Consider the following 23,185-nt stretch of genomic DNA (forward strand, 5'->3'; position numbering starts at 1 on the left):
GACCGTCTCTCCGCTGTCCGGCCTCGAACGAGTACACGCAGTCTCCGCAGCGGACTCATTCAGTCACAACGGCCGTGCAGGCCGAAGCAAAGGACAGCCATGTCGAATCCAGAACCAGCATACGCACATCCACGCAGCGCAGCTGCCGTCCGTCGTGCAGGAGCCCGCTTGAGTGCAGTGGACCCGCAGAACCCGCCCCACACCTTCGGCCCCGCCGGTGTCGTGGCCTCACCGAAGGCAGCGCGCGGAATCATCGTCTACATCGGCCTGGACGAGTCTAAGGCGGCCGCTGATGGGACCAACCTCTCCGCGATCGCCGGTGAACTGCAGGCCTACGCGAAGGAATTGGCTTCCCAGGCGGAGACCCAAGCGGTCATCGCCTTGGCACCAGAAGGCCGCGGCAACGATATCGATGCCGTCCGTGCCGTGGCCAACGGCTCCCCCGCCGCCACCGGCACCCCGGCTGGAACACACGGCCCGGTCCGCTCCCGTATCCCCAACCGCATCCATCCGCCGGCCTTGCGCCGCGAACCTGACCAGGGCACCGGTGAAACCGCACCCACAGGTGGCTTCGGCTCACGCTTCGATGGGAACTTCCAGAACAGAACCGCCGAACGTCTGCGCATCGACATCCCGCGCCGCGAGGTTCGCATCGACGGCGACCTCGTCGATGTCACCACCAAGGAGTTCGACCTCCTGGCGACTCTCGTCTCTCATGCCGATTCCACTCTGCCGCGCGAAGATCTCATCACCGCTGTCTGGTCAGGTAGTGAAGTCCCTGATGAGCGGACTGTCGATGTGCATATCCGACGCCTGCGCAGGCGTCTGGGCGAGTACTCTTCGGTGATTCGGACCATGAGGGGCACCGGCTACCGCTATGACACTCACCCCGATGTCACGGTGTGGTCCGCCACCGCTCACCGGTGAGCCGATCGATTTCTGTGAGCCCAAGTGAGGCACGTCGCATGACTCACCCAGCATGAGGACAGACTCAACGGTTAAGCTTCTTAATCGATGAACCAGGAATCTTCGCAAACCAGAAAAACGCATAGCCCGGCCAAGGGGATCACTGTGCTGATCTTCGGCATGGCCTATGCTGCATTTCTCCTGCTCCACCACCTGCTGCCGGCCAGGATGGGCATTGCGCTGCTCGTCGAGAGCATTCTTCCGTGGACGGGACTTTTCCTCGCCCTCGTGCTGCTGATGTTCCTCTTCCGCTTCTCGGTGCTCTCAGCGATCGGCTTCCTCGTTCCGACAGTGGTCTGGGCTTCGATGTTCGGCTCTGCGTTGATTCCGGCCAGTGACAACGGCGAACCAGACCTCACCGTCGCCACGCACAATGTGGGTGCCAGGATGCCTGAGCCCACAGCAGCGGCGAAGAGCATCGTGTCCGCTGATCCTGACATCGTCACGATTCAGGAGCTGGAGTCCCTGTCGGGCAAGATCATCCACAAGGAACTCGATTCCTCATTCGAGCATTCGCAGGTCGTCGACACGATCGGCGTCTGGTCGAAATGGCCGATGTCCGAACCCGAAGAGGTGGACCTGGGTCTGCAGTGGCCACGCGCCTTCGCCACCACAGTGTCTACGGACCACGGCGATATCAGGTTCTACTCCGTGCATATGCCCTCGGTTCGTCCCGGCCACGAAGCCATGCGCAACGCGGCCATCCGCAGGCTGGCCACAGAAGTCGAAACCGATGAGGCCGAGCATGTCATCGTCGCCGGTGATTTCAACACCGCGACGACGGACACCAACTTCTCAACCCTGTCTCCCCCGCTGGAGGACACCCGCGTCGAAACCGGCGGCGGATTCGGCTTCACATGGCCCGCGCGCTTCCCCGTCACCCGGCTCGATCATGTCCTCTATCGCGGGTTCGAGGCCACCTCCGACGAGGTGCTGAGCCGTGGCTCGAGTGACCACCGTGCCGTCCTGGCTGGCCTCGACCTGAAATAGTCTGTCGCTAGCCGGTGCACTGACCTGTCGACTGCGGGGAACGGTTCTTCGCTCCGGCTTGCAGCTCATCGCTGATCTCCGACCGTGTGAGGGCATACCCAGTTTCATCATCGGTGGCGGACCTGGCGAAGACCATCCCCACCACGTCACCGTTAGCGTCCAGCAGCGGACCGCCCGAGTTTCCTTCGCGGACGATGCCTCGGAGCGAATACACCTCACGCACCACTGAGTTCGAATCATAGATATCGAGGCCGCGCGCGTTGATCGTCTCGCGCACTCGTGATGGGGAGATCGTGTAGGGGCCGTTCTGTGGGAATCCGGCGACTACGGAGTCATCTCCCGGTCCCAGCGCATTGCCGAAGTCAAGGGCGGGAGCTTCGAGGTCTGGAACCCGCAGGACGGCCACGTCGGCTTCAGGATCGAATTCCACCACCTCGGCGGAATAGGGCCTGCCCCTTCCGCCGACTTGGACGGCGAGCTCCTTGGAGCCGGCAACGACGTGGGCATTGGTGGCGACGAGCCCGTCACTGTAGACGAACCCCGAACCCTCGGATCCGGTCGGGCAGCTGGTGGCAGCTGTCGTGATCTTGACGACCGATTCTTCGACGCCACGGCCGACGTCGACCATCGCGGAGTCGGGTTCGCCGACGCCGCGGATCTGCTCTGTCTGCCCCGAGAACACCTGCGGGAACCCGGTGGCCTTGAGACCTTGCGAGATGTCGCCCAGCGCGATCTGCGAGGAGTACGGGATCGTCCGGTCGACGGCCGCGATCACCGACGAGTCCGCGACCCACCGATTCGGTTCGACCCACGGCGTGGTGCGGATGAAACCTGCCGCCAGCCAGATGACCAGGACGTAGACGACGCCAGCGGTGACTGTGCCTCCGATCGAGTCGATGCCCTGCCCGAGTTCTGAGTCCATGGATCGTCTGATCCACACCCCGACACCGTTGCCGGCGAAGGCGAACAGGACGCTGAGGACGAGCGGCATCGATGCCAGGAGGATGACGACCCCGGGATTCTCCATGACCTGTGTGCCTTGGCTCAGGCTTTCGACCAGAGGCGAGAGCAGCCTGCCTATGACCCAACCGACCACGAAACCGGCGACGGTGCCGAGACCGATGATGAAACCTTGGCGGAACCCGGAGAAGAGTGCAGCGATCCCCAGGATGATGATGATTACGTCGACGAGCATCACGGGAGTCAGCGAACCACGCTTCTCGAGGCGGCGAGAAGGCGATCGCGGGCGGAGGAGAACTTCTTCAGCTGGAAGCTCTCGATGTCACGTTCTTTCTGCCCGCCGACTCCGGCTAGGAGCCGCATGCGTGTCGTCGAGAGGTCCCCGGAGGTGCGGATCATGGTGCGCATCTCCTCTTTGCCGCCGGGGAAGGAATCCGCCCAGCGCTTGCCGAACTTGCGTCCCTTCCACGTTGCGAGCATGTCCACCTCGGAGTGGGTGAGCCAGCCTGTATTCGCATAGTCGCCGAGCATGTTCTGCGTGTGGAGGCGTTCGCTGCGACGGAGGAGAATTCCCAGCACCACCCAACAAGTGGTGAGGATGAAGCTGAGGGCGATAAGTCCGATGATCGACACGACCGGGTGGAAATGGCCGAGTCCGGTCATGGTGCCGTTCCACAGGGCGTGGAGAAGCATCCCGACCAAAAGTCCGGGCAGCCACATCAGGATGACCGCCCACCACTGCCACTTCCGGGCAGCGAGTCCGATAGTCACGCCGGCACAGGTGGAGAACGCTGTGTGCAACAACGGAGAACATATGCAGCGGAAGATGAAAGTCTGCAGCAGACCCCCAGCTTGGTGCTGTTCCCACGCTCCTCCGAGGTAAAGAACGTTTTCGGTGAAGGCGAAACCGGCGCCGATGAGGGCTCCGTAGACGAGTCCGTCGAGGGGACCTTCGAAGTGCCGACGAGCGGCGAGAGCGATGACAACGAGCAGTACGGTCTTCGTTGTCTCTTCGACGATCGGGGCCTGAACCACTGTGCCGAATGCGTTGGGCATTGCGCCGACGCCGGAGAAGTACAGAGCGACTTGGCCGACGAGCGTGACGAAGAGGGTGAGGATGACGGCGGCGACGGCACCCCAGAGCAGGCAGAGTCCGAGAATGATCTTGGGCTGCGGCCTCCAGCGATCGAGCCAGAGCACGTAGGCGATGATTGCGATCAATGGGATCGCGGACAGTGGGACGAGGACGAAGAGTTTAAGACCGAAGTTGAGACCGCCGAGCAGGGCGAGAAGCAAGAGTCCCACGAACAGTCCGACCACCGCAAGGATGGCAATCACGAGACGCACCACGTTTGCCGTCGAATCTGGTTCTTCTTCTGGCTGAGACTGGCGCACAGCCCCGGTCCACGGTGTCTCCGAAACGATCTGCTGTGGTGCCTGCATGCGCGCACGGACCCGCATCTCTTGGGTCACGGTCGGCGCGAACCGCGCCTGTTCGTAGACGCGTCGCTGCATCGGTGGCTGGCCCTGCACTGGTGGCTGGCCCTGCACCGGGGGCTGGCCCATTTGGCCGCCGAGGTGGGGGTTGACCTGTCCCTGGAACGCCGGGTTCATGCCCGGCTGGGGAATCTGACGAGGAGCCTGTTGAGGACCCGGCTGCTGAGGACCAAGCCCCTGCGAACCGGGTCCGGGCTGCTGCGGACGAGGACGAAACCGGTCATTGCTCGGCCCCTGTTGAGGCGGAGGTCCCTGTTGAGGAGGCATCCCCTGCGGCATCTGGCCCTGACCCGGAGGCGGCATCTGTGCCTGCCCCTGAGGCGCAACATCAGGGTTCCGGGGGCCGGGGACCCGAGGCTGTTGCGCGCGCGGGGGCACTGGGTTGCCCGGGTGCGCGTTCTGCTGCGAGTCGGGGCCCTGTCCAGGGCCCACCTGATCCGACATATATCGTCCTTCGTCGTTTGGAATTGCCGCATTGCCAAGTTTACGGTCCAATGCTGACGTCAGGCCCAGAATGGTGTGTCCGTCCGGCAACAGTTCCTGGCTTTCGATGTCCCACTCAAGTTCGCTGGCATGTGGACGAATCAGCGTTCCCGGGGCCACCTCGGCGAGGGATCGCTGCGATGGAATCGCCCATTACGCGACCGATATCGTCGCCATCCGTCGTGACGTGGAACGATAGATGCCTGTGGGAGTGCTCGTCTGTCCACACCCACGCTGCCGTCGACGTTGACTCATGTTCGTTTTCCTGTGGATGGCACCGAGTGAATTCACAGGCAGATTTTCTGCTCTGGCCAGGTACGACAAGGTCATCGTGGAATCAGGGTATGACTACTCGCAGACGCATCACTCTCCGCTCAGCTCTCTTCTTCCTGATCTTGGCCCTGGCCCCGCTCATCGGATTCGGGCCCGCCATGGCCCAAGGACCGCCGGCAGGTCTCGGAGAGGTGCCGATGCACAAAGCCAGCAACGCCTATGGTCCCGGCATCTGGCATCACGCGCCACAGGGAAAGACCTGGTACGGCGCCTACAGAACTTTCGATGACACGCGGGCGTATTGCATCGATGCCGGCAAGCAGTCGCCACTTCCCAAGTACTTCAAGGGCTCGAAACCGAAGACGGTCACCTCTGCGCAGACGGCATGGGCGCTGTACCAGTACTCCGGGTCCAAATCAGCCGATGTGCAGGCAGCCTTGAGCGCGCTGGCTCGCCTGGACAAGGCGATTCCGCATGACCACAAGGTGCCTCCGCAGAAGCCTGGCGATCTGGGAAGGAAGTTCAAGGGTGCGGCGAAGCAGTTCTCAAAGATCAGCGCCGAGTCGAAGAAACTTGCAGGCCCCTATACCCTCGAAGTCACTCTGACCCCGGTCCTGGACATGCCGGAACTCGAGGCATACGGCAAGCAGGGACTCGGTGACGGTGATTTCAAACGAGACGACGCCGGCAAAGACGACGCCGGTAAGGAAGAGGAGACAACGCTCCAACTCCCCACGACGGGTTCAGTTACGCTCTCCGTGTCCTTGACCAGCGCGTCCGGCACCGCGGTGCCCGGTATCCCCATCGCCCTCGATATCAGCGGAACCACGGACGCACCGAAGTCCCTGACCAGTGAGGCGAAGCCCGTTGTCACCACCCTCAAACTCAAGGTTCCCGGCACTGTGACGGCCAAGGCATCTGCGAGCCTCGCACCGGAGTCAGTTCTCCTCTACAAGCCGCAGAAGACCAAACGAGTGCAGCGCGTCATCACGCCGGACGAACCTGTCGATGTCTCAGCCCAGGCGAAGGTCGACATGACCTCACAGCCTCGCATCACCACCGAAATCTCGGATCAGAGTCCACAGCCCGACGAATCGGTCACCGACAAGTTCACTGTCACAGGCCTGGTCGGTGACCACACGGTCACCGTGAAACATAAGCTGTGGCAGACGGAATCGATGCCGGAACCCGGAAAGAAGAACGACGACGCCGAGGTGATAGCCGAGGTGACGTCGAAGAACATCGGCAACGGCACGCACCAATCCGATGCGATCACAGTCCCCACGGACTTCCACGGCTGGATGTACTTCACTGAGACCATCGCCGGTGACAAGTCCACAAAGGAATGGAATGGTGTCCATGGTCAGCCGCGAGAGACAGGCTTTGTCCCCTGGACTCCGAAAGCCGCAACGGAAGCGGTCCTTGAGGTCAACTCCGTCCACGACGAAGTCACGGTCAGCGGACTGCGCCCAGGCGGCGAAGCAGTGATCACGATGACGGCATATCACTCAGAATCAGAGCCGAAGCAGTCCACAGAGATCAGCGGGACAGAGCTCGATTCCCAAGACATCACCGTCGTCGGGGACCAGGACGGCACGGCAACCGTGAGCTCGGAGGCCATCGACATGCCCGTCGGGTGGGTCACATATGTGACCACGATCCAGGGCAACGACGAGCACCACAAGTGGAAGAGCGACTGGGGCGTCCCCGCCGAGACCGTGCACAGACCACCTGAGGAGACGCCGACAGCGCCACCAGAGGAACCCTCCACTCCCCCAGCACCACCGGAACCAACACCCCCCGAGGAACCCTCGACACCCCCAGCACCACCGGAAGCCCCAGCATCTCCAGTCGAGCCGGTCGCCGACAAACCTGCGGCACCCGCGCCTCCTGCACAGCTGCCGAGAACGGGAACCACAGGCAACGGAATGCTCATCGGTGCCGGGATCTTCCTCATCGGCCTCGGAGCCACTGCCCTGCTCATCACGGGCAGCCGCCGCAACAAGGAGTGAATGGAGTGAGGAGTAATGAATAGAGCCGTGGCCCGGAGGACGCATACCCTCCGGGCCACGGTCCTGCAGTCACGCGGCTATTACTGCAGTCAGTCGCTCAATCGCCCACCCAGGTCTCGGCCCAGGCGCGGGCGCCGTTCATCATGAGGCCGACATCGGCACCGACGAGCACGAACGAAGCACCAGCGTCGAGGTACTTGCGAGCCTGCTCGGGATCGAAGGCGTTGACGCCGACGAGTTTGCCGGCCGCTTTGACCGCGTCGAAGGTGGCCAGCACCGCTGCGGTGACATCCGGATGGGTCTGCTGACCGAGCAGACCCATCGAAGCCGCAAGGTCAGAGGGCCCGACGAACACCGCGTCGATCCCATCAACAGCAGCGATCTCCGCGGCGTTGTCCACCGCCGTTGCGGATTCGATCTGCACGGTCAGGGACACGAATTCTTCGGCCCGAGCAAGGTAGTTCGGCACCGCGTTCCAGCGGGAGACCCGGGCAAGCGCCGATCCGACCCCACGCACACCGCGAGGTGGGTAGTACACGGAACGCACGGCAGCCTCGGCGTCGGCAGGGGTATCGACCATCGGTACGAGCAGATTCTGCGCACCGAGGTCGAGGTACTGCTTGATGAGCACCTGGTCGTTCACGGGCACCCGCACGACGGGGGTCGCGGGGTATCCGTTCATGGCCTGGAGGAGGCTGGTCGTGATCTGCAGGTCGATGGGCGAATGCTCGGCGTCGATGAGCACCCACTGCATTCCGGAGGCCGCGGCGATCTCCGCAGCCACGGGCGAGCCGGAGCAGACCCACATTCCGGCCAGGTACTCCCCCTCGCCCAATTGCGCGACGCGTTGGGTGAGGGTTTGTGGCAGATCTACTTGAAACGGCATGTGATGACTCCCAGATCTCCGTAGTCGGCGTGGACGGTGTCACCCGGGCTGACCCACATGGGCCGGGTGAAGGATCCTGCCAGAACGGTCTCGCCTGCTTGAAGGACATCGCCGTGTTCGGCCAGCTTGTTCGCCAACCACACGATGCCGCGGGCAGGATGGTCGAGGACGGCGGCGGCGAGGCCGGAGTCTTCGACCGACTCATTGCGATAGAGCAGCGCACCGACTCGGCGCAGATCAACAGCGTCGACGGCCACCGGACGACCGCCGAGGACCATGGCCCCCAGTGCCGCATTGTCAGAGATGGTATCGACGATGGTGCGGCCTTCCATCTCAATCCGAGACGACAGCACCTCGAGTGCCGGCACCACATATTCGGTGGCTCGCAGGACGTCGATGAGGCCGATGTCGGGTCCGCGCAGCTCGTCCTTCAGCACAAAGGCGAGTTCGACCTCGACGCGCACGCCCGAATACTGCGAGTGGTCGATTACCGAGCCGGTGTCGTAGACCTGGTCGGCGAAGATCGCCCCGTAATCCGGTTCGCTGATCCCTGTCGCCTGCTGCATCGGCTTCGAAGTCAGGCCGATCTTATGGCCGATCAGCCTGCGCCCGGACGCCTCGCCTCGGCGACGCCATTCGTTCTGCACGGCATAGGAGTCCTCGACGGTCATATCGGGATACTTCGCCGTGAGCAGACCGATCTTCGTCCGGTTCTTCTCCGCATTCGCCAGATCGTCGGCGATGGCCGCGATCGTTGATTCATCGAGCATGTGCGCGTCTCCTCAGAGCTGGTGGCCCAATTTGAACTCGTCTTCTCCGTCGTCAGCGCCGGAGCGCTCACCGAAGTTCGTCGTCGCATCCTGACGGCGGGTGTAGGAGAATCCGTCGGCGCCGATCGTGACGTCCATTTCGGAATCGTCGGTGCGCTGCTTCAGCGGCACCGGATTGCCGTCGAGGTCGAGGACCGTGGAGGCGTCGGTGTACCAGGATGGGACAACCGGGTTGCCCCACCAGTCGCGACGCTGGTTGTCGTGAACGTCCCAGGTCACGCGGGGGTTGTCGGGGTCGCCCGTGTAGTAATCCTGGGTATAGATCTCGATCCGGTGACCGTCGGGGTCACGCAGGTAGAGGTAGAAGGCGTTCGAGACGCCGTGGCGTCCCGGTCCGCGTTCGATCGAATCCGAGAGTCGCAGTGCACCGAGCTTGTCGCAGATGGCGAGGATGTTGTGCTTCTCATGCGTGGCGAAGGCGACGTGGTGCATGCGCGGCCCGTCGCCGCCGGTCATTGCCGTGTCGTGCACCGTCGGCTTGCGGCGCATCCAGGCCGCGTAGACGGTGCCGTCGGAGTCCTGGATGTCCTCGGTGACGCGGAAGCCCAGGTTCTCCATGTAGTCCACTGCCTTCGGCACGTCTGGGGTGACCTGGTTGAAGTGGTCGATCCGGACGAGAGCTCCCGGGGAGTAGAGGTCGTAGCGCCAGGCCAGACGGTCGACATGGTCGACCTCGTAGAAGAACTCGTACGGGAACCCGAGGGGATCTTGGACGCGCACCGAATCGCCGATGCCCTTGACGAAGCCGTCTTTCTTCCGCACGACTTCGCAGCCGAGTTCACGGTAGTAGGCCTCGGCAGCGTCGACATCTTCAGGTGTGCGCACGCGATAGGAGAATACTGCGGCCGCTGCGACGGGTCCCTGTCGAAGCACCAGGTTGTGATGGATGAACTCCTCCATCGACCGCAGGTAGACGGCGTTGTCGTCTTCCTCGGTGACTTGGAGGTCGAGCACGTCGACATAGAAGTCACGGGACTTCTTCAGGTCGGTGACGACGAGTTCCATGTAGGCGCACCGCAGGATGTCGGGTGCCGGAACCGATGGGATTGGAATGGTTTGGGACATGTGTTTTCCTCTCACTGCTTCCCGAAGACGGGATTGTGAACCTCGCCGAGGTTGATGTGCACGGACTGCTGTTCCGTGTAGAAGTCGATCGAACGGTAGCCGCCCTCATGTCCGAGGCCCGAAGCCTTGACACCGCCGAAGGGGGTGCGCAGGTCGCGGACGTTGTTCGAGTTCAGCCACACCATTCCGGATTCGACGGCCTGCGAGAAGTTGTGTGCCCGTTTGAGGTCGGAGGTCCAGATGTAGGCGGCCAGACCGTACTTCGTGTTGTTGGCCAGCTGCAGGGCCTCTTCATCGGACTTGAACGGAGTGATCGCGACGACGGGCCCGAAGATCTCCTCCTGGAAGATCCGTGCGTCGGGTGCGACGTCGGCGAACACGGTTGGTTCCACGAAGTTGCCGGTGTCGAATCCTTCGGGGCGACCGCCGCCTGCGACGAGGCGAGCCTCTTCCTTGCCGATTTCGACGTAGGACATGACCTTGTCATAGTGCTCGGGGTGGACCAGTGCGGCCACCTCGGTGGTGGGATCCGAGGGCAGACCCACCTTCACACGCTTGGCCTGGGCGGCGTAGCGTTCGACGAACTCGTCGTAGATCGACTCTTCGACGAGGATGCGCGAACCAGCGGTGCAGCGTTCACCGTTGAGGGAGAAGACGCCGAAGACTGTGGAATTGATCGCGGTGTCGAGGTCGGCATCGGCGAAGACGACGGCCGGTGACTTTCCACCGAGCTCCATCGACAGGCCCTTGAGCCAGGGAGCGGCGTTGGCGAAGATCGTCTGACCGGTCGTGGACTCACCGGTGAACGAGATCAGCGGGACGTCCGGGTGCTTGACGAGGGAGTCGCCGGCGAAGCCCTCTTCGCCGTAGCCGTTGACCATATTGAAGACGCCCTTGGGCAGTCCTGCCTCTTCGAAGATGCCCGGCCACAGCGATGCCGAGAGTGGGGTGAACTCGGCGGGTTTGAGCACGACGGCGTTACCGGTTGCGATCGCCGGGGCCAGCTTCCACGACTCGAGCATGAACGGTGTGTTCCACGGGGTGATGAGCCCGGCGACGCCGATGGGCTTGCGGTTGACGTAGTTGGCCTGGCGGCCGGGGACCTTGAACGCGTCGTCGACCTGGGCGACGATGAGGTCTGCGAAGAAGCGGAAGTTCTCCGCTGCGCGGTTGGCCTGGCCCTTCGCCTGGGTGATCGGCAGACCGGAGTCGAAGGACTCCATCTCTGCGAGTTCCTGGCTGCGGGTTTCGGCGATGTCGGCGATCTTGTTGAGGACGCGGGCGCGCTCACGTGGGAGCATCGTCGGCCACGGGCCCTCGTCGAAGGCCCACTTCGCCGAGGCGACGGCGGCGTCGATATCGGCCTTCTTGCCTGAGGCGGCCTTGATGTAGGGCTCGTTGGTCACCGGGTTGATGACATCGAATTCGTCGCCGTCGATCGAATCGACGAATTCGCCGTTGATGTAGTGACGGATCTTCTCCGGCAGGTTTGCTGGAGCTGCAGTGGACTCGGTCATGACTTGTCCTCTTCTCTGTCGATGTTTCTCATGGTCTTGGAGGTGGCTTGGGCTTCCTGGTAGCTGGCGAGGGTCGTTGAGCGGTGGCTCCTCACCACCCGCTCGATCTCCTCCGCCGAGGCGCGGGCCCGGATCAGCGCAACGATCCTGGAGTGCTCGTCGACCGACCCCAGAGCCCGTTCGGGCACGAAGGAGAAGGTCGAGTTGCGCAGGTGAGCCAGGCGGTCCCATTCGACGGCAACCAGATTGTGCAGCCGTTCGTTCGGACACCGGCGAAACAGTGCCGCATGGAATTCGTGGTTGAGGCGGGTGAACTCGGTGGGATCGAAGTCGGTCAGCAGATCACGCATGCGCTCATTGATCGCATCCGCCTCGGCGAGGTCCTGCTCATCCAAGAATTCAAGCGCCTGCGCGGTCGCGGCACCCTCAAGGATCGCCACGGCCTCCATCGACTGGACGTAGGAGGTGTGGTCAACCATGGCCACACGAGCCCCGACATTGCGTTCGAAGGTGACGAGTCCATCGGCCTCGAGGCGGCGAATGGCTTCCCGCACGGGCACGACAGAGGTGTCGAGTTCGAGAGCGATCTGAGCCAGAACCAGTTTGTGTCCGGGTTCGAAGGTCTGATCAGCGATGCACTTGCGGATCCACCGGTAGGCCGTCTCCGCCTTGCTCAGTGACGTCGCCTCCGGCTGTGTCTCCGCGGTGGGAACAGAAGTCATCGCGCGGCCTTCCAGGCTTCGAACTTCTCTTTCCATTGGCCCTTGGGCGGGAACAGGGATTCGATCGGATTGCCCGCCGCGACCTGCTCGGCCACCCAGCCGTCTTCGATCTCCTTCGCCAACGCCGAGTCGACGACGTCTTCGACGAGGTCACGTGGGATGACGATGACTCCGTCGTCGTCTCCGACGATCACATCGCCGGGCAGCACGGTGGCGTTTCCGCAGGCCACTGCCACGTCCGATTCCCAGGGAACGTGTTTGCGGCCGAGCACGGCGGGGTTCTTCGCCGTCGAGAACACGGGGAGGATTCCGGCCACCTCGGCGGAGTCGCGGACTCCCCCGTCGGTGATGACGCCGGTCGCACCTTTGGCCTTGGCCCGCAGCGCCAACACGTCACCGAGGGTTCCCGAACCGGACTCGCCGCGCGCCTCGATGACGACGACCTCACCGGACTGCAAAGAGTCGAAAGCCCGCTTCTGGGCGTTGTATCCGCCGCCATGGGATTTGAACAGGTCCTCACGGTTGGGCACGAAGCGCAGAGTCTTCGCGGTGCCCACGACTTTGCTGCCGGGCACCAGCGACGAGACGCCTTCGATGACCACATTGTTGAGTCCGCGTGCACGCAGCTGCGCGGAGAGACCAGCCGTCGGAGCCTCGGTGAGCTTGGCGCGCAGGTCCTCACTCAGTGCACCGCCGCCGGTGGATTCCGGTGCCAGGCCTGCGGCCTCTCGCGATCCCCAGGCGTCGACCTGCAGCGCTTCGGTCACGGCCGGTGTGCTGCCGAGGTTCGGGTCGAATTTCCCCGGCCCTTCGACGACATTCGTGACGAGTCGGCCCGTGCTGAGTTCTGATCCGGTACTCGCCGAGGTGGTGCTGACCTCGACCTCGACCGTGTCCCCGGGAGCCACCACGGATGATCCCGCAGGGGTGCCGGTGAGGATGACGTCGCCGGGCTCCAGGGTCATGTGCTGGCTGAGATCGGCGACAATCTGGGTCAGGGGGAAGATCAGCTGTGCGGCACCCGTGCCGTCGTCCTGCTTGACCTCGCCGTTGACCCAGGTGCGGATGCGCAGCGACTGAGGGTCAGCCTCGGCGGCGGGGATGATGTTCGGACCCAGCGGTGTGTACCCGTCGCGGCTCTTCGACCGCAGGTTCGAGCCCTTGTCGGGTGACTTGATGTCGTAGAGGCCGAAGTCGTTGGACGCGGTCACTCCCTCGACGAAGGTCCAGGCCTCGTCGGGGCTGACGGATCGGGCCGCGGTGCCGATGATGACCGCGATCTCGCCTTCGAAGGCAAGCAGCGATGTCCCGGCAGGGCGCTCGATCGCCTCACCAGACGCGGCCAGGGAACTGGTGGCCTTGAGGAAATAGGACGGCTGGGAGGGCCGTTTTCCGCGCTGGGCGGAGCGTGACTCGTACGCCACATGGACGGCAATGATCTTGCCCGGTCGGACTGGGACACCAGCTGGAGTCGACATCGATCTCGCACCTCATTTCGATTGGCTTTCACCCAGATCGTATATGATACGGTTCCGGAGGACAAGTAGTCCGCGTCACATGATTGAGGTCACGTCAGCGTTCCGATGGCTGCGATCTCCCACCCATGGGACAGCGGCACTAACGCAGCAGTCACAATGCGACACAGGAGTCATGGTGAGTAAAAAGCACACCCAAGGTCGGGTGGCATTCGCGACCGTCGTCGGCACCAGCATCGAGTGGTACGACTATTTCCTCTATGCGGCTGCCTCTGGACTGATCTTCAACGAGCTGTTCTTCGGTGGTCTCGGGTCGACGCTCTCGACCATGGTCTCCTTCGCCACTGTCGGCATCAGCTTCCTGTTCCGCCCACTGGGCGCATTCCTCGCCGGACACTACGGTGACAAACTGGGGCGCCGTGTCGTCCTCATCATCACCCTCATCGCGATGGGTGCGGCCACCGCCCTGATCGGCTTCCTACCGACCTACGACTCGATCGGCCTTGCAGCACCCATCCTCCTCATCGTCCTGCGCGTCATCCAGGGAATCTCCGCCGGCGGCGAGTGGGGCGGAGCGGTCCTCCTGGCCGTCGAGCATGCGGAGGTCAAACATCGCGGGCTGCGCGGATCCTTCCCGCAGATCGGTGTCTCCATCGGCCTCATCCTCTCCTCCGGCGTGCTCGCACTCATGACCGTGATCGCTCCGGGCGAAGCCTTCCTCGAATGGGGTTGGCGCGTGCCCTTCTTCCTCTCGATCCTGCTCGTCGCCGTCGGCTACTGGATTCGTCGCGGGGTTGAAGAGTCCCCTGTCTTCCACGAGATCGCCGAACGCAAGGAACAGGTCACCAACCCACTCGGCAAACTGTTCAAGTGCCACTGGCTGCTCGTCATCCTGGCCTCGCTGGTCTTCGTCGGCAACAATGCCGCCGGCTATATGACCACCGGCGGCTACATTCAGAACTACGCCACCGACCCGACCGGCCCAATCGGGCTCGAGCGCGGCCCCGTGCTCTGGGCAGTCTCCGCCTCGGCGGTGTCGTGGCTGATCTTCACGATCATCGCCGGCTCCGTCTCGGACAAGATCGGACGCAAGAACACTTATCTGCTCGGATGGGTTCTGCTGCTGATCGGCATCTTCTCCCTCTTCCCATTGGTCAACACCGGCAGCATCTGGATGCTCTTCCTCGGGCTGGTCATCCTCACCGTCGGACTCGGCTTCACCTATGGGCAGCAGCCGGCCATGTATGCCGAGATCTTCCCCTCCAGCGTGCGCTTCTCCGGTGTCTCCGTGTCCTATGCGATCGGGTCGATCCTCGGCGGGGCCTTCGCACCCACGATCGCAAAGGCATTGGTCTCCGCCACCGGAACAACCACCTCGGTGGCTATCTATCTTGGTGGTGTGACCGTGATCGCGCTGGTGGCCACGCTGCTCCTGCGGGACCGCTCGGGCATCCCCCTGGGACCGGCCCACGAGGAGGAGCAGTCCGTGAGCCCGATCATAGGTATCCGCTCATGATGACCTGAGCAACACAAGATCGTATATGAACTGCTAATATTGGAAAGTCACGAAGACGTGTGATGAACCGGAGGTTGACATGCATTTTCACCAGCACGGCTATGTGTCCGCAGACCCGCGGACCGAAGCTGCAGCAGGTTACGGAATCGATCGTCCAGAGGATCTGCCCGACGAGGTCGATGTCCTCATCGTCGGCAGCGGCCCGGCTGGCATGATCGCGGCAGCACAGCTGTCTCAATATCCCGAAGTCAACACCCGGATTATCGAGAAGCGCGACTCGAGACTGGTCATCGGGCAGGCAGACGGCATTCAAGCCCGCTCGGTCGAGACCTTCCAGGCGTTCGGATTCGCCGAAGAGATCATCCGCGAGGGCTACCACATCGTCGACATGTCCTTCTGGAATCCGGATCCGGAGAACCCCGAACACATCATCCGCACCGGACGACCCAAGGATGACGAATCCGGAATCAGCGAGTTCCCGCACCTCATCGTCAACCAGGCGCGAGTCCTCGACTACTTCGCGCAGTTCGCCAAACAGTCCCCCGGCCGCATCGAGCCCGACTACGGCATCGAATTCGTCGATCTCAAGGTCAACGATGCTGCCACCGCAGGCTCGGCCGACCCATCCAGCTCCGAAGCCGCCGCGTCCGATCACCCAGTGACGGTTGCCGTTCGCTACACCGCGGGTGACCGCGCAGGAGAAGAGCGCACTATCCGCGCCGGCTATGTGATCGGCTGCGACGGGGCCCGTTCGGGCGTGCGCAGGTCCATCGGCCGCAAGATGGCCGGCGACCAGGCCAACCACGCCTGGGGTGTGATGGACGTGCTCGCGAACTCGGACTTCCCCGATATCCGCACCAAATGCGCAATCTCCTCGAAACACGGAAACATCCTCCACATCCCCCGGGAGGGCGGGCATCTGTTCCGCATGTACGTCGACCTGGGCGAAGTCCCCGAAGACGACGCACGCAAGGTGCGACAGACGAGCGTCGACGAGATCATCGACCGGGCGAACGCCATCATCAGCCCGTACAGCCTCGACGTGAAGGACGTGGCCTGGCACAGCGTCTACGAGGTCGGACACCGCCTCACCGATGCCTTCGATGACACAGATGACACGTCTGTCGGCTCGCCGTGTCCACGCGTGTTCATCACCGGCGATGCCTGCCACACCCACTCGGCCAAGGCGGGCCAGGGCATGAATGTCTCGATGCAGGACGGGTTCAACATTTCGTGGAAACTCGGCCAGGTGCTCTCCGGACGGTCCTCGTACGAACTGCTGCGGACCTATTCCGCCGAGCGCCAGGTGACTGCGAAGAACCTCATCGACTTCGACAAGGAATGGTCGACGCTGATGGCGACTCCGCAGGAGGATCTTCCGGACGAGACCTATCTACAGGACTTCTACGTCAAGACTGCCGAGTTCCCTGCCGGCTTCATGACCGAATACACGGAATCGATGATCACCGCTTCGCCCAAGCATCAGGAATTGGCGACCGGCTTCCCGGTGGGCAAGAGGTTCAAGTCCGCTCGGGTACAGCGCAACTGTGACGCCAACTTCATCCATCTTGGCCACCGAGCACGCGCAGATGGCCGCTGGCGCGTCTACGTCTTCGCTGACGCTCCAGCCCCGGCGCTCGGCGACGACGCGGCGGAGTCCAAGACCACTCAGTTGGCTGACTGGCTCGAATTCGATCCAGCTTCACCTCTGGTCAGGTTCCGACGTGAGGGCGCTGACCTCGATGCACTCATCGATCTCAACGTCGTCTACCAGCAGGATCACACCGCGTTCTCGTTCCCCGATGTTCCGACGGCGTTCCGCCCACACGTGGGCAAGTTCGGCCTCGAATACGTGGAGAAGATCTTCGCAGCTTTGCCCGAGGAAGACATCTACGACGAACGCGGCATCAGCCGTGACGGCGCCGTAGTCGTCGTCCGCCCCGATCAGTACGTCTCGGGCATCTTCCCTCTGGATGCTCACGACGAGATCGGTGAGTTCTTCGACGGAGTGTTCTTGCCCCAGTAAGTGACTTGCTTCGCCCGGTGACGCCGGCGCCTCATCAGCCGCGAGATGCTTCAGCTGATGAGGTGCCGACGTTTTGCGTTTATGGGGTGTTGCCGCCTCTGACCGATGAGTCCGCAGATTCCAGCCGAGACCAGAGCGGCGCTTCCCAGTGCCCAGTAGCTCACTCCAGCGGCCGGATAGCCGACAATACTCGCGCTGATCGACTGCCCATCTGTTGTCTCACCCGCCCACCGGACAATCGGCGGATGAGCCAATCGCTCTACCAACAGCGCATACAGCACGACACCGAGTCCCAGCACAATCCCAGGCCACCAGCGCGGAAGGTCGTTAGCCAAGCCGACAACTGCGCAGATGAGGACTATCAACCATGCGATCACCACACTGGGCTCGAAATCGACAAGGTCGGCCGTCTGTCGGCCAAGAGACGTGAACGTGACATCGTCTTCGTCCGACGCTGTATTGTCCATTATCGGCACCCAGATCATCACTATCCACGAAGCCAGGGCAAGAAGTGGAAACAGGCAGGCCGCGCGGTCGACCGCGGAGATGTGCTGATGATTGGTCGCTCGGCCAGGCCGGCCAGACGTACGGTGATGGGTTGCGAACCAGCGGCGGATCCGCACGTTCGAGCGATGCCGTTCGGAAATGAGTCCGCAGATTCCAGCCGTAACCAGTACGACGCCGCTGAACGCCCAAAATGCAGCACCAACTGAGGGAGAGGCCACCTCCATACCGCCGATCCACATGCCGTCTCCGTCTTTGCCGTCCCACATGATTGTCGGCGGGTCCTCCACCATGGCTCCTAGATGCGACATGACCACGATTCCGAGGACTGCAGCGGCCCATGCCCACAGCCGCAGACCATTGACGAGCCACCCGGAGATTACGCAGGTGAGCATGCAAGCCCAGATCACGACAAGCTCGACGTCGATTTCGCTCAGGGTGATCGGCCTACGTCCAAGTGAGGTGACGATAAGCACCATGGACTCGTTGGAATGCAAACTGTTGGAAGTGCTGTCAAAGACCGGCACCCAGATCGTCGCGACCCACGCGGTCATCGCAAGGATCGGGAGTACCTTGGCCGCGATACGGGATCGCTCACGCCCTCCCGCAGTCATTTCGATCCCCCGCTCTTCAGCCGCTGTACCCCGATCCATCCGCAGATGCCGGCGACGATGAGCGCTAGACTCCCGATGATCCACAGCACGAACCCGAAGTCGGGGCGAGCAATTTCCATACCCCCTGTCGGCACTCCTTCGGCGGTCTGTCCGTCCCAAATCAGGGAAGGCGGAGTGATCGCCACGGCTACGAGGCCGAAGAGAATGACATCACCGATCAGGATCGCGGCTGCCGACCACCAGTGTGAGTGTCCGAACAGCCAAGGCAGAAGCGCGATGATCACAATGAGTATCCAGATGGCGACTGAGCCAGGGTCGGTGCCCCTTGTGCCGAGCGGAGCTTCCCCTAAGGATGTGATCGTGATTCCTAAGCCCTCAGTACCTCCACTGTCGAGAATGGGCACGAAGATCGTGGCGATCCAAACTGCGACTGTAGCAAGCGGCAGGAGACGAGCGGCCTGAAGCAGACTCCGGCCGGGCCGAGTCTCGCGTCGTCGCAGGGAACCCGCAGCGGGGACCTCGTCGCTGCCACCGTCCTCGGATTTTTGAACCCTGCGGTCGGCATCAGGTCCTGGAGTGTTGTTGTCGTCCGCATTCATACTCAAAATCATGCAATCTGACGCTGTGTGGACAGTGTCGGATTTGTTGCAGATTCACCACGTCAGCTCGCTTCGAGCAGCGCCTTCCGAAAAGTCCTCTCCACACAGCAGTCCTCGGAATCGCTGAAACTGCGAATCCTGCGACGATATGTGGGCCAAATCGTTCGTGGAAGTAGAACGGGTTCGACGATCTCTACGATTTCGAGCTCCGGAGGTTCGCCCTGGTCACGCGCTGTTCGCTGGCTTTCCTCGTACTTCTTCGCTTCTGCTCCTGTGATCGGAAGGAACGGGATCTCCACTTCGCGGCATTCCGTGCCTTGTGGTTCCCTGCGTCGTTCAGGCTCCAGAAATCCGGACAGCTTCAGCCGCCAATCGTCGTCGCGTGGAGAGGAGCGCGAATTTCCGGCTTCCCACGTGTCACTGGTTCCTGGTGGGTCAACTGTTCGGGGTGGGTCCAACGACCCGGACACGGCTCGCGGGTATTTCATTCGTCTGACGAAGGGCGGGGTCAGATCCTCGTATTCAGCGCCGTTGGGAGTGGTGACTTTAAGACCCTCTGCCGTCGCTTCGTGTTTCCAACCCGGATGTTCCTTCGCATAGTTGCACGCGGCGCACAGTCCTGAGCCGTTCTCCCACGAAGTCGCGCCGCCTGAGGCATACCCATCTGCATGGTCGGCGTGCCTGATCCGCGCATCGCACCACGGAGTGCGGCACACATCGTCGCGGTAGATGACCATCTGCCGTAATTGACCAGTGAATATGCGGCCGCGAGATTCCATCCCCACCAGCTGACCGTCGGTCGCGCGGGTGAACATCCGGCGGATGAAGACTTCTGCCTCATTGGCGGCGAGGAAGTTGCGTGCGGTCCGAGCAGGGAGAGGACCGAAGCCTGGCAACCAGGCGGGCACCATTCCATCGGAGAGCAATGTTTCCGCCTCTACGACGAGGTGCAATTCGGTGGGAATGGCTGCCGCACTCGATTGTCCAGTCAGGCGTTCGACGAATGTGTCGACCATCAGCTGGTTGTTTCTGCGCCCTTGGGCGCCTCCGGCTGCAGTCACTGATTCGGCCGCACCTCTCAGCCCTTCATAGACGGCAACGGCTTGCTGGATCGGAAGGATCGCAGACACTCGTCCCATTCCATCTTCGAGCGCGGTCATGGTCACACGTCGGTTAGCCGTCGCTCTCTCCGCTCGCTCAGCGGCCGTCTCGGCGTTCATCTCCTCCGCCAAGGCGCGCGCCTCGGTGCGCAGGCTCCGGATCCCGGCGGGTCCCATGCTCATCTTCATACGAGTGTCGACCTTGCGTCGGTCAGCGCTGGGCAGCGTCGCCGTTTCGTCGGCCATGACACGGGCCTTGTCTTCTGAGATCTCCCCGGAGGCGAGAGCTTTGAACGTATTCGGCATCTCGCACACGATCGCACGAGAGGTGGACAGGAACTTTCGACCGGAACCCGGTGACACCTTCTTCGCGAGGGCGATTTCCTCAGCGGAGCGGATTCCGCAATCACGTGCGGGAACCTGGTTGAGGGCATCTCGGCGTTGGCGCAAGCCCTCGAATGCCACCGCCTCGGCGGATTGCGCGGACACGATGGTCGCCTTCAGGCTCTCGAACGCGGTGATGCGTGCCAATGTCTCGGCTTCGGTTACAGCAGGCCGCTCACCGCGCAGCATAGATGCGAAGCGGTCGATCTCTGCAATGAGATCGAGGTCCGCCGGTGGTGCATCCGGAACGGTCTCCGTGTCCATGCAAACACACTACAATCCGGTACTGACACGAGACTTTTCGAACGCCTGACACGAAGGTACTCGTGCCTCTGGCACGAGATTTCAACGAACTGGAACCCGATCAGGCAGAGCTCTACCCAACGTCCCGTTGGATTCGGTTGAGCACCATGTCCATGGCCACGATATTGTGCCCGCCATCAGGGATGATGATGTCTGCGTTGCGCTTCGAGGGCTCCACATACAGCTCGTGCATCGGCTTTACGGTGCCCAGATATTGGTCCTCAACAGACTGCAGGGTCCGTCCTCGTTCGACGACGTCGCGTTTGATCCGCCGCAGCAGCCGAACGTCGGCGTCGGTGTCGACGAAGAGCTTGATGTCGAGCAGTTCACAGATTCGCGGTTCGGCGAAGATGAGGATGCCTTCGACGATGATCACTGGCGATGGCTCCACGAGCGTCGTGCGATCGCTGCGATTGTGGATCGAGAAGTCGTAGACCGGGCTCTCCACCGACTGCGATGCCCGCAGAGCGCTCAAATGTTCGACGAACAGGTCATTGTCGAAGGCGTCAAGGTCGTCGTAGTTGACCTTCTCGCGCTCCTCGTACGTCAGCTCGTCTCGCCGCCGGTAGTAGTTGTCGTGAAACAACACCGAAGGCGGGCCCGCGCACTTGTCCAGCAGCGCCTGGGTCAGGGTTGTCTTTCCACTGCCGGTGCCCCCGGCCACGCCTACAATCAAGGTCTCCACGGTTCAACTATCCCATTCGGCTCTGCGGATTCAAGCTTTGACTTTCCCCAAATTTATACCAGTCACCCTCGCCGAGGTTGGCCGGCGGGTCCGTTCATACTCGACGGGTGAGCTGGGCCCAGAGGTCTTGGTCGAACCGACGCTGAGCGAACAGTCCGGCCATGTGCCTGACCGCGTTGTCGACTTTGCCTCGCCATGCCACCACTGCGGTATCGGCGTCACCGAGGGACAGTGCCCTGAAGATAGCGCGGTCATCGATGAGGATGCGATCGCTGGCGGGTGAGTAGTCAAGCTGCAGAACAGAGATGAACAGGCGCAGGCGCAGGGTCAGTGCCTCGAAGGCTCGGGCGCTCTGTCGCAGACCGGAGGCCCGTGCCAGTTCCTGCTGGAAGTGGAGATCGGCATCCTCGACGTCGATGCCGCTCTTCGTCGCCGCCGAGGCCTCCACCTGCCGCAGTGCCAGCTGCACGGGCACGAAGTAGCGCTTCGGTCGCAGCGCCAGCGAGCGCAGGAGAACTTCCCCCACCGACATGCGTCCGGCATAGAGGTCGAGGACGTCAAGGGTGGTGATCAGTGGAATCCTCGAACCGCCCCGTGAACCGTCGAGCAGCTTGTCATCGACCATGCGCCGCAGAGCGGCATCCACCGAGGAGCGGGGCACCTGCATCCGCCCCGACAGAAGGCGCGGATTGATTCTGTCCCCAGGTTGATATCCCGAATCGATGATCTCCTCACGCAGGGCGATCGCCAGGTGTTCTGTGATGGACCGAGTCCCCTTCGGCAACCACGAAGAGATCTCCATTGAGTCAGAAGAAATGGAACTTCTACGAGCATCAGTTTGGCTCGATTGCCGCCACATGACGCCTTCGAAACCGTGACGCACACGGCCGGAGAGGGTGTCGAGCAGGGAACCGGGAACATCGCGGCAGAGAGCGAGTCCAGCTTTGACGTCGTCGATAAACGCATCGAACTCCCTGTGGACCACGATGCCGGCGTTCGCAATCGGGACCTGCACGTCCAAATCGTCCGTCTCACCGAAGGGATCGAAGACGATGAAGCGCTCGCGCTCGCCCCCGTCCCGAAGCAGATCGAGCAGGTCCTGAGCATCTGTCTGGCGATGCTCGCTGTCAAAACGCTGCGGCCAACGCTGAACACCTGCCGAACGCAGAGCCGCCACGATGCCAGCGATGCGGCGTTGGACCCGTCGTGCCGATACTGCGCTCGCACCACCATCGCGGCCGGCACCCCCATCAAAGGCTTCACCCACACCGTGCTCGTCACCAAGTCGGATGCCGATGACAACGAGCGGGAATCCGCCTGCGACAACCGTGATCTCAGCGCTTCCGCGCAGCTGGTCGCGGTGCACCGTCATCCCTCTCATCGCACGGGACACGATGCTCTGGCTCAGCCCGGTCGCCTCGGCGAGAGCCCTCGTCGAATAGTCCTTCCCCGAGATCCTCGCCCCTGCCGTGCTCACCAGGGCTTCCACGACCTGATCTGCCGTACTCTGAATCTGCGGACGGCCGCTGCGCGGGCGGTCGTCAAGGTCGGATCGCAGCGTCCACCGACGCAGACTCGATGGCGAGATACCCAACTCGGCTGCCACCTCGGCGATGGAGGACGAAGCCGTCTTGGCAACAGCGGCGCGACGCATCTCTGAGGAATACATCGCCCCATTCTATTACTTCTGACTCAACTATGTCTGCGATTGGCTGCAAGCCCTTCACCGCGAATTCTCTGCGGCGCATACTGGTCTCAACGATCCCGTCAACAGTCAA

18 protein-coding genes are annotated in these 23,185 nt (G+C 62.5%); 5 read left to right on the forward strand and 13 right to left on the reverse strand.

Annotated elements, in window-relative coordinates; genetic code table 11:
* The first annotated feature begins 99 nt into the window (after nt 1-99).
* A complete protein-coding gene (locus tag INT29_RS10850) occupies nt 100-927 on the forward strand; it encodes a winged helix-turn-helix transcriptional regulator (protein WP_101572030.1) in 828 nt (275 codons plus the stop codon).
* A gap of 144 nt (nt 928-1,071) precedes the next feature.
* Complete coding sequence (locus INT29_RS10855) at nt 1,072-1,956, forward strand: endonuclease/exonuclease/phosphatase family protein (RefSeq protein ID WP_319020882.1); 885 nt, start codon at nt 1,072-1,074, stop codon at nt 1,954-1,956.
* Nucleotides 1,957-1,963: 7 nt separating this feature from the next.
* Here INT29_RS10855 and INT29_RS10860 read toward each other — a convergent pair whose 3' ends face one another.
* Nucleotides 1,964-3,151, reverse strand: a complete 1,188-nt coding sequence (locus INT29_RS10860) for a MarP family serine protease (protein WP_101572026.1) — start codon at nt 3,149-3,151, stop codon at nt 1,964-1,966.
* Nucleotides 3,152-3,159: 8 nt separating this feature from the next.
* Complete coding sequence (locus tag INT29_RS10865) at nt 3,160-4,530, reverse strand: PrsW family intramembrane metalloprotease (protein WP_226841870.1); 1,371 nt, start codon at nt 4,528-4,530, stop codon at nt 3,160-3,162.
* Nucleotides 4,531-5,240: 710 nt separating this feature from the next.
* On the opposite strand from INT29_RS10865, the gene INT29_RS10870 reads away from it, so the two are divergent.
* Complete coding sequence (locus INT29_RS10870) at nt 5,241-7,181, forward strand: LPXTG cell wall anchor domain-containing protein (RefSeq protein ID WP_193071628.1); 1,941 nt, start codon at nt 5,241-5,243, stop codon at nt 7,179-7,181.
* Between the two features lie 97 nt (nt 7,182-7,278).
* On the opposite strand, the gene INT29_RS10875 is transcribed toward INT29_RS10870, so the two are convergent.
* Genes INT29_RS10875 through INT29_RS10900 form a run of 6 tightly spaced genes read right to left on the reverse strand, consistent with a single transcriptional unit; the run spans nt 7,279 to nt 13,679 of the window.
* Nucleotides 7,279-8,067 carry an HpcH/HpaI aldolase family protein gene (locus tag INT29_RS10875; RefSeq protein ID WP_193071629.1) on the reverse strand — a complete coding sequence of 263 codons (789 nt, stop codon included), beginning with the start codon at nt 8,065-8,067 and terminating at the stop codon, nt 7,279-7,281.
* The gene (locus INT29_RS10880; RefSeq protein ID WP_101572013.1) at nt 8,052-8,837 is read right to left on the reverse strand and encodes a fumarylacetoacetate hydrolase family protein; all 786 of its coding nucleotides are present in this window, start codon (nt 8,835-8,837) and stop codon (nt 8,052-8,054) included. Before INT29_RS10880 ends, INT29_RS10875 begins: the two co-directional genes overlap by 16 nt.
* A 12-nt stretch (nt 8,838-8,849) precedes the next feature.
* On the reverse strand, nt 8,850-9,962 hold the full coding sequence (hpaD, locus tag INT29_RS10885) for a 3,4-dihydroxyphenylacetate 2,3-dioxygenase (RefSeq protein WP_193071630.1): 1,113 nt from the start codon (nt 9,960-9,962) through the stop codon (nt 8,850-8,852).
* Between the two features lie 11 nt (nt 9,963-9,973).
* The gene (gene hpaE / locus INT29_RS10890; protein WP_193071631.1) at nt 9,974-11,479 is read right to left on the reverse strand and encodes a 5-carboxymethyl-2-hydroxymuconate semialdehyde dehydrogenase; all 1,506 of its coding nucleotides are present in this window, start codon (nt 11,477-11,479) and stop codon (nt 9,974-9,976) included.
* Nucleotides 11,476-12,201, reverse strand: coding sequence for a GntR family transcriptional regulator (locus INT29_RS10895; RefSeq protein WP_193071632.1), 726 nt, complete (start codon nt 12,199-12,201; stop codon nt 11,476-11,478). The genes hpaE and INT29_RS10895 overlap by 4 nt, the downstream gene beginning before the upstream one ends.
* A complete protein-coding gene (locus INT29_RS10900; protein ID WP_193071633.1) occupies nt 12,198-13,679 on the reverse strand; it encodes a fumarylacetoacetate hydrolase family protein in 1,482 nt (493 codons plus the stop codon). Before INT29_RS10900 ends, INT29_RS10895 begins: the two co-directional genes overlap by 4 nt.
* A 172-nt stretch (nt 13,680-13,851) precedes the next feature.
* Between INT29_RS10900 and INT29_RS10905 the strand changes: the two genes are divergently transcribed.
* Together INT29_RS10905 and INT29_RS10910 are read left to right on the forward strand one after the other, a co-directional pair.
* Nucleotides 13,852-15,192, forward strand: a complete 1,341-nt coding sequence (locus INT29_RS10905) for an MFS transporter (RefSeq protein WP_193071634.1) — start codon at nt 13,852-13,854, stop codon at nt 15,190-15,192.
* 79 nt (nt 15,193-15,271) lie between these two features.
* Nucleotides 15,272-17,218, forward strand: a complete 1,947-nt coding sequence (locus INT29_RS10910) for an FAD-binding monooxygenase (RefSeq protein WP_193071635.1) — start codon at nt 15,272-15,274, stop codon at nt 17,216-17,218.
* Between the two features lie 50 nt (nt 17,219-17,268).
* Here INT29_RS10910 and INT29_RS10915 read toward each other — a convergent pair whose 3' ends face one another.
* The 5 genes from INT29_RS10915 to INT29_RS10935 all read right to left on the reverse strand — a co-directional run bounded on the left by INT29_RS10915 (nt 17,269) and on the right by INT29_RS10935 (nt 23,076).
* Nucleotides 17,269-18,336, reverse strand: a complete 1,068-nt coding sequence (locus tag INT29_RS10915) for a hypothetical protein (protein WP_193071636.1) — start codon at nt 18,334-18,336, stop codon at nt 17,269-17,271.
* Complete coding sequence (locus INT29_RS10920) at nt 18,333-18,935, reverse strand: hypothetical protein (RefSeq protein ID WP_193071637.1); 603 nt, start codon at nt 18,933-18,935, stop codon at nt 18,333-18,335. Before INT29_RS10920 ends, INT29_RS10915 begins: the two co-directional genes overlap by 4 nt.
* A gap of 62 nt (nt 18,936-18,997) precedes the next feature.
* Nucleotides 18,998-20,683 (reverse strand): HNH endonuclease, encoded by a 1,686-nt coding sequence (locus INT29_RS10925; protein ID WP_193071638.1) that lies wholly within the window; start codon nt 20,681-20,683, stop codon nt 18,998-19,000.
* A gap of 112 nt (nt 20,684-20,795) precedes the next feature.
* Nucleotides 20,796-21,407 carry a uridine kinase gene (gene udk / locus INT29_RS10930; protein WP_257930139.1) on the reverse strand — a complete coding sequence of 204 codons (612 nt, stop codon included), beginning with the start codon at nt 21,405-21,407 and terminating at the stop codon, nt 20,796-20,798.
* A gap of 94 nt (nt 21,408-21,501) precedes the next feature.
* Nucleotides 21,502-23,076, reverse strand: coding sequence for a transposase (locus tag INT29_RS10935; RefSeq protein ID WP_101571990.1), 1,575 nt, complete (start codon nt 23,074-23,076; stop codon nt 21,502-21,504).
* Between the last annotated feature and the right edge of the window lie 109 nt (nt 23,077-23,185).

Origin of the sequence: Brevibacterium sp. FME37, from assembly GCF_014897485.1 — a bacterium.
Classification (GTDB): Bacteria; Actinomycetota; Actinomycetes; order Actinomycetales; family Brevibacteriaceae; genus Brevibacterium.

Excerpts from the sequence above, each read along its gene's own strand:
- INT29_RS10895 (WP_193071632.1), bottom strand. The coding sequence starts at position 12,201 with ATGACTTCTGTTCCCACCGCGGAGACACAGCCGGAGGCGACGTCACTG.
- INT29_RS10910 (WP_193071635.1), top strand. The coding sequence starts at position 15,272 with ATGCATTTTCACCAGCACGGCTATGTGTCCGCAGACCCGCGGACCGAA.
- hpaD (WP_193071630.1), bottom strand. The coding sequence starts at position 9,962 with ATGTCCCAAACCATTCCAATCCCATCGGTTCCGGCACCCGACATCCTG.
- INT29_RS10920 (WP_193071637.1), bottom strand. The coding sequence starts at position 18,935 with ATGAATGCGGACGACAACAACACTCCAGGACCTGATGCCGACCGCAGG.
- INT29_RS10850 (WP_101572030.1), top strand. The coding sequence starts at position 100 with ATGTCGAATCCAGAACCAGCATACGCACATCCACGCAGCGCAGCTGCC.
- INT29_RS10905 (WP_193071634.1), top strand. The coding sequence starts at position 13,852 with ATGGTGAGTAAAAAGCACACCCAAGGTCGGGTGGCATTCGCGACCGTC.
- INT29_RS10870 (WP_193071628.1), top strand. The coding sequence starts at position 5,241 with ATGACTACTCGCAGACGCATCACTCTCCGCTCAGCTCTCTTCTTCCTG.
- hpaE (WP_193071631.1), bottom strand. The coding sequence starts at position 11,479 with ATGACCGAGTCCACTGCAGCTCCAGCAAACCTGCCGGAGAAGATCCGT.
- INT29_RS10925 (WP_193071638.1), bottom strand. The coding sequence starts at position 20,683 with ATGGACACGGAGACCGTTCCGGATGCACCACCGGCGGACCTCGATCTC.
- INT29_RS10860 (WP_101572026.1), bottom strand. The coding sequence starts at position 3,151 with ATGCTCGTCGACGTAATCATCATCATCCTGGGGATCGCTGCACTCTTC.
- INT29_RS10935 (WP_101571990.1), bottom strand. The coding sequence starts at position 23,076 with ATGTATTCCTCAGAGATGCGTCGCGCCGCTGTTGCCAAGACGGCTTCG.
- INT29_RS10875 (WP_193071629.1), bottom strand. The coding sequence starts at position 8,067 with ATGCCGTTTCAAGTAGATCTGCCACAAACCCTCACCCAACGCGTCGCG.
- INT29_RS10880 (WP_101572013.1), bottom strand. The coding sequence starts at position 8,837 with ATGCTCGATGAATCAACGATCGCGGCCATCGCCGACGATCTGGCGAAT.
- INT29_RS10865 (WP_226841870.1), bottom strand. The coding sequence starts at position 4,530 with ATGAACCCGGCGTTCCAGGGACAGGTCAACCCCCACCTCGGCGGCCAA.
- INT29_RS10900 (WP_193071633.1), bottom strand. The coding sequence starts at position 13,679 with ATGTCGACTCCAGCTGGTGTCCCAGTCCGACCGGGCAAGATCATTGCC.
- INT29_RS10915 (WP_193071636.1), bottom strand. The coding sequence starts at position 18,336 with ATGACTGCGGGAGGGCGTGAGCGATCCCGTATCGCGGCCAAGGTACTC.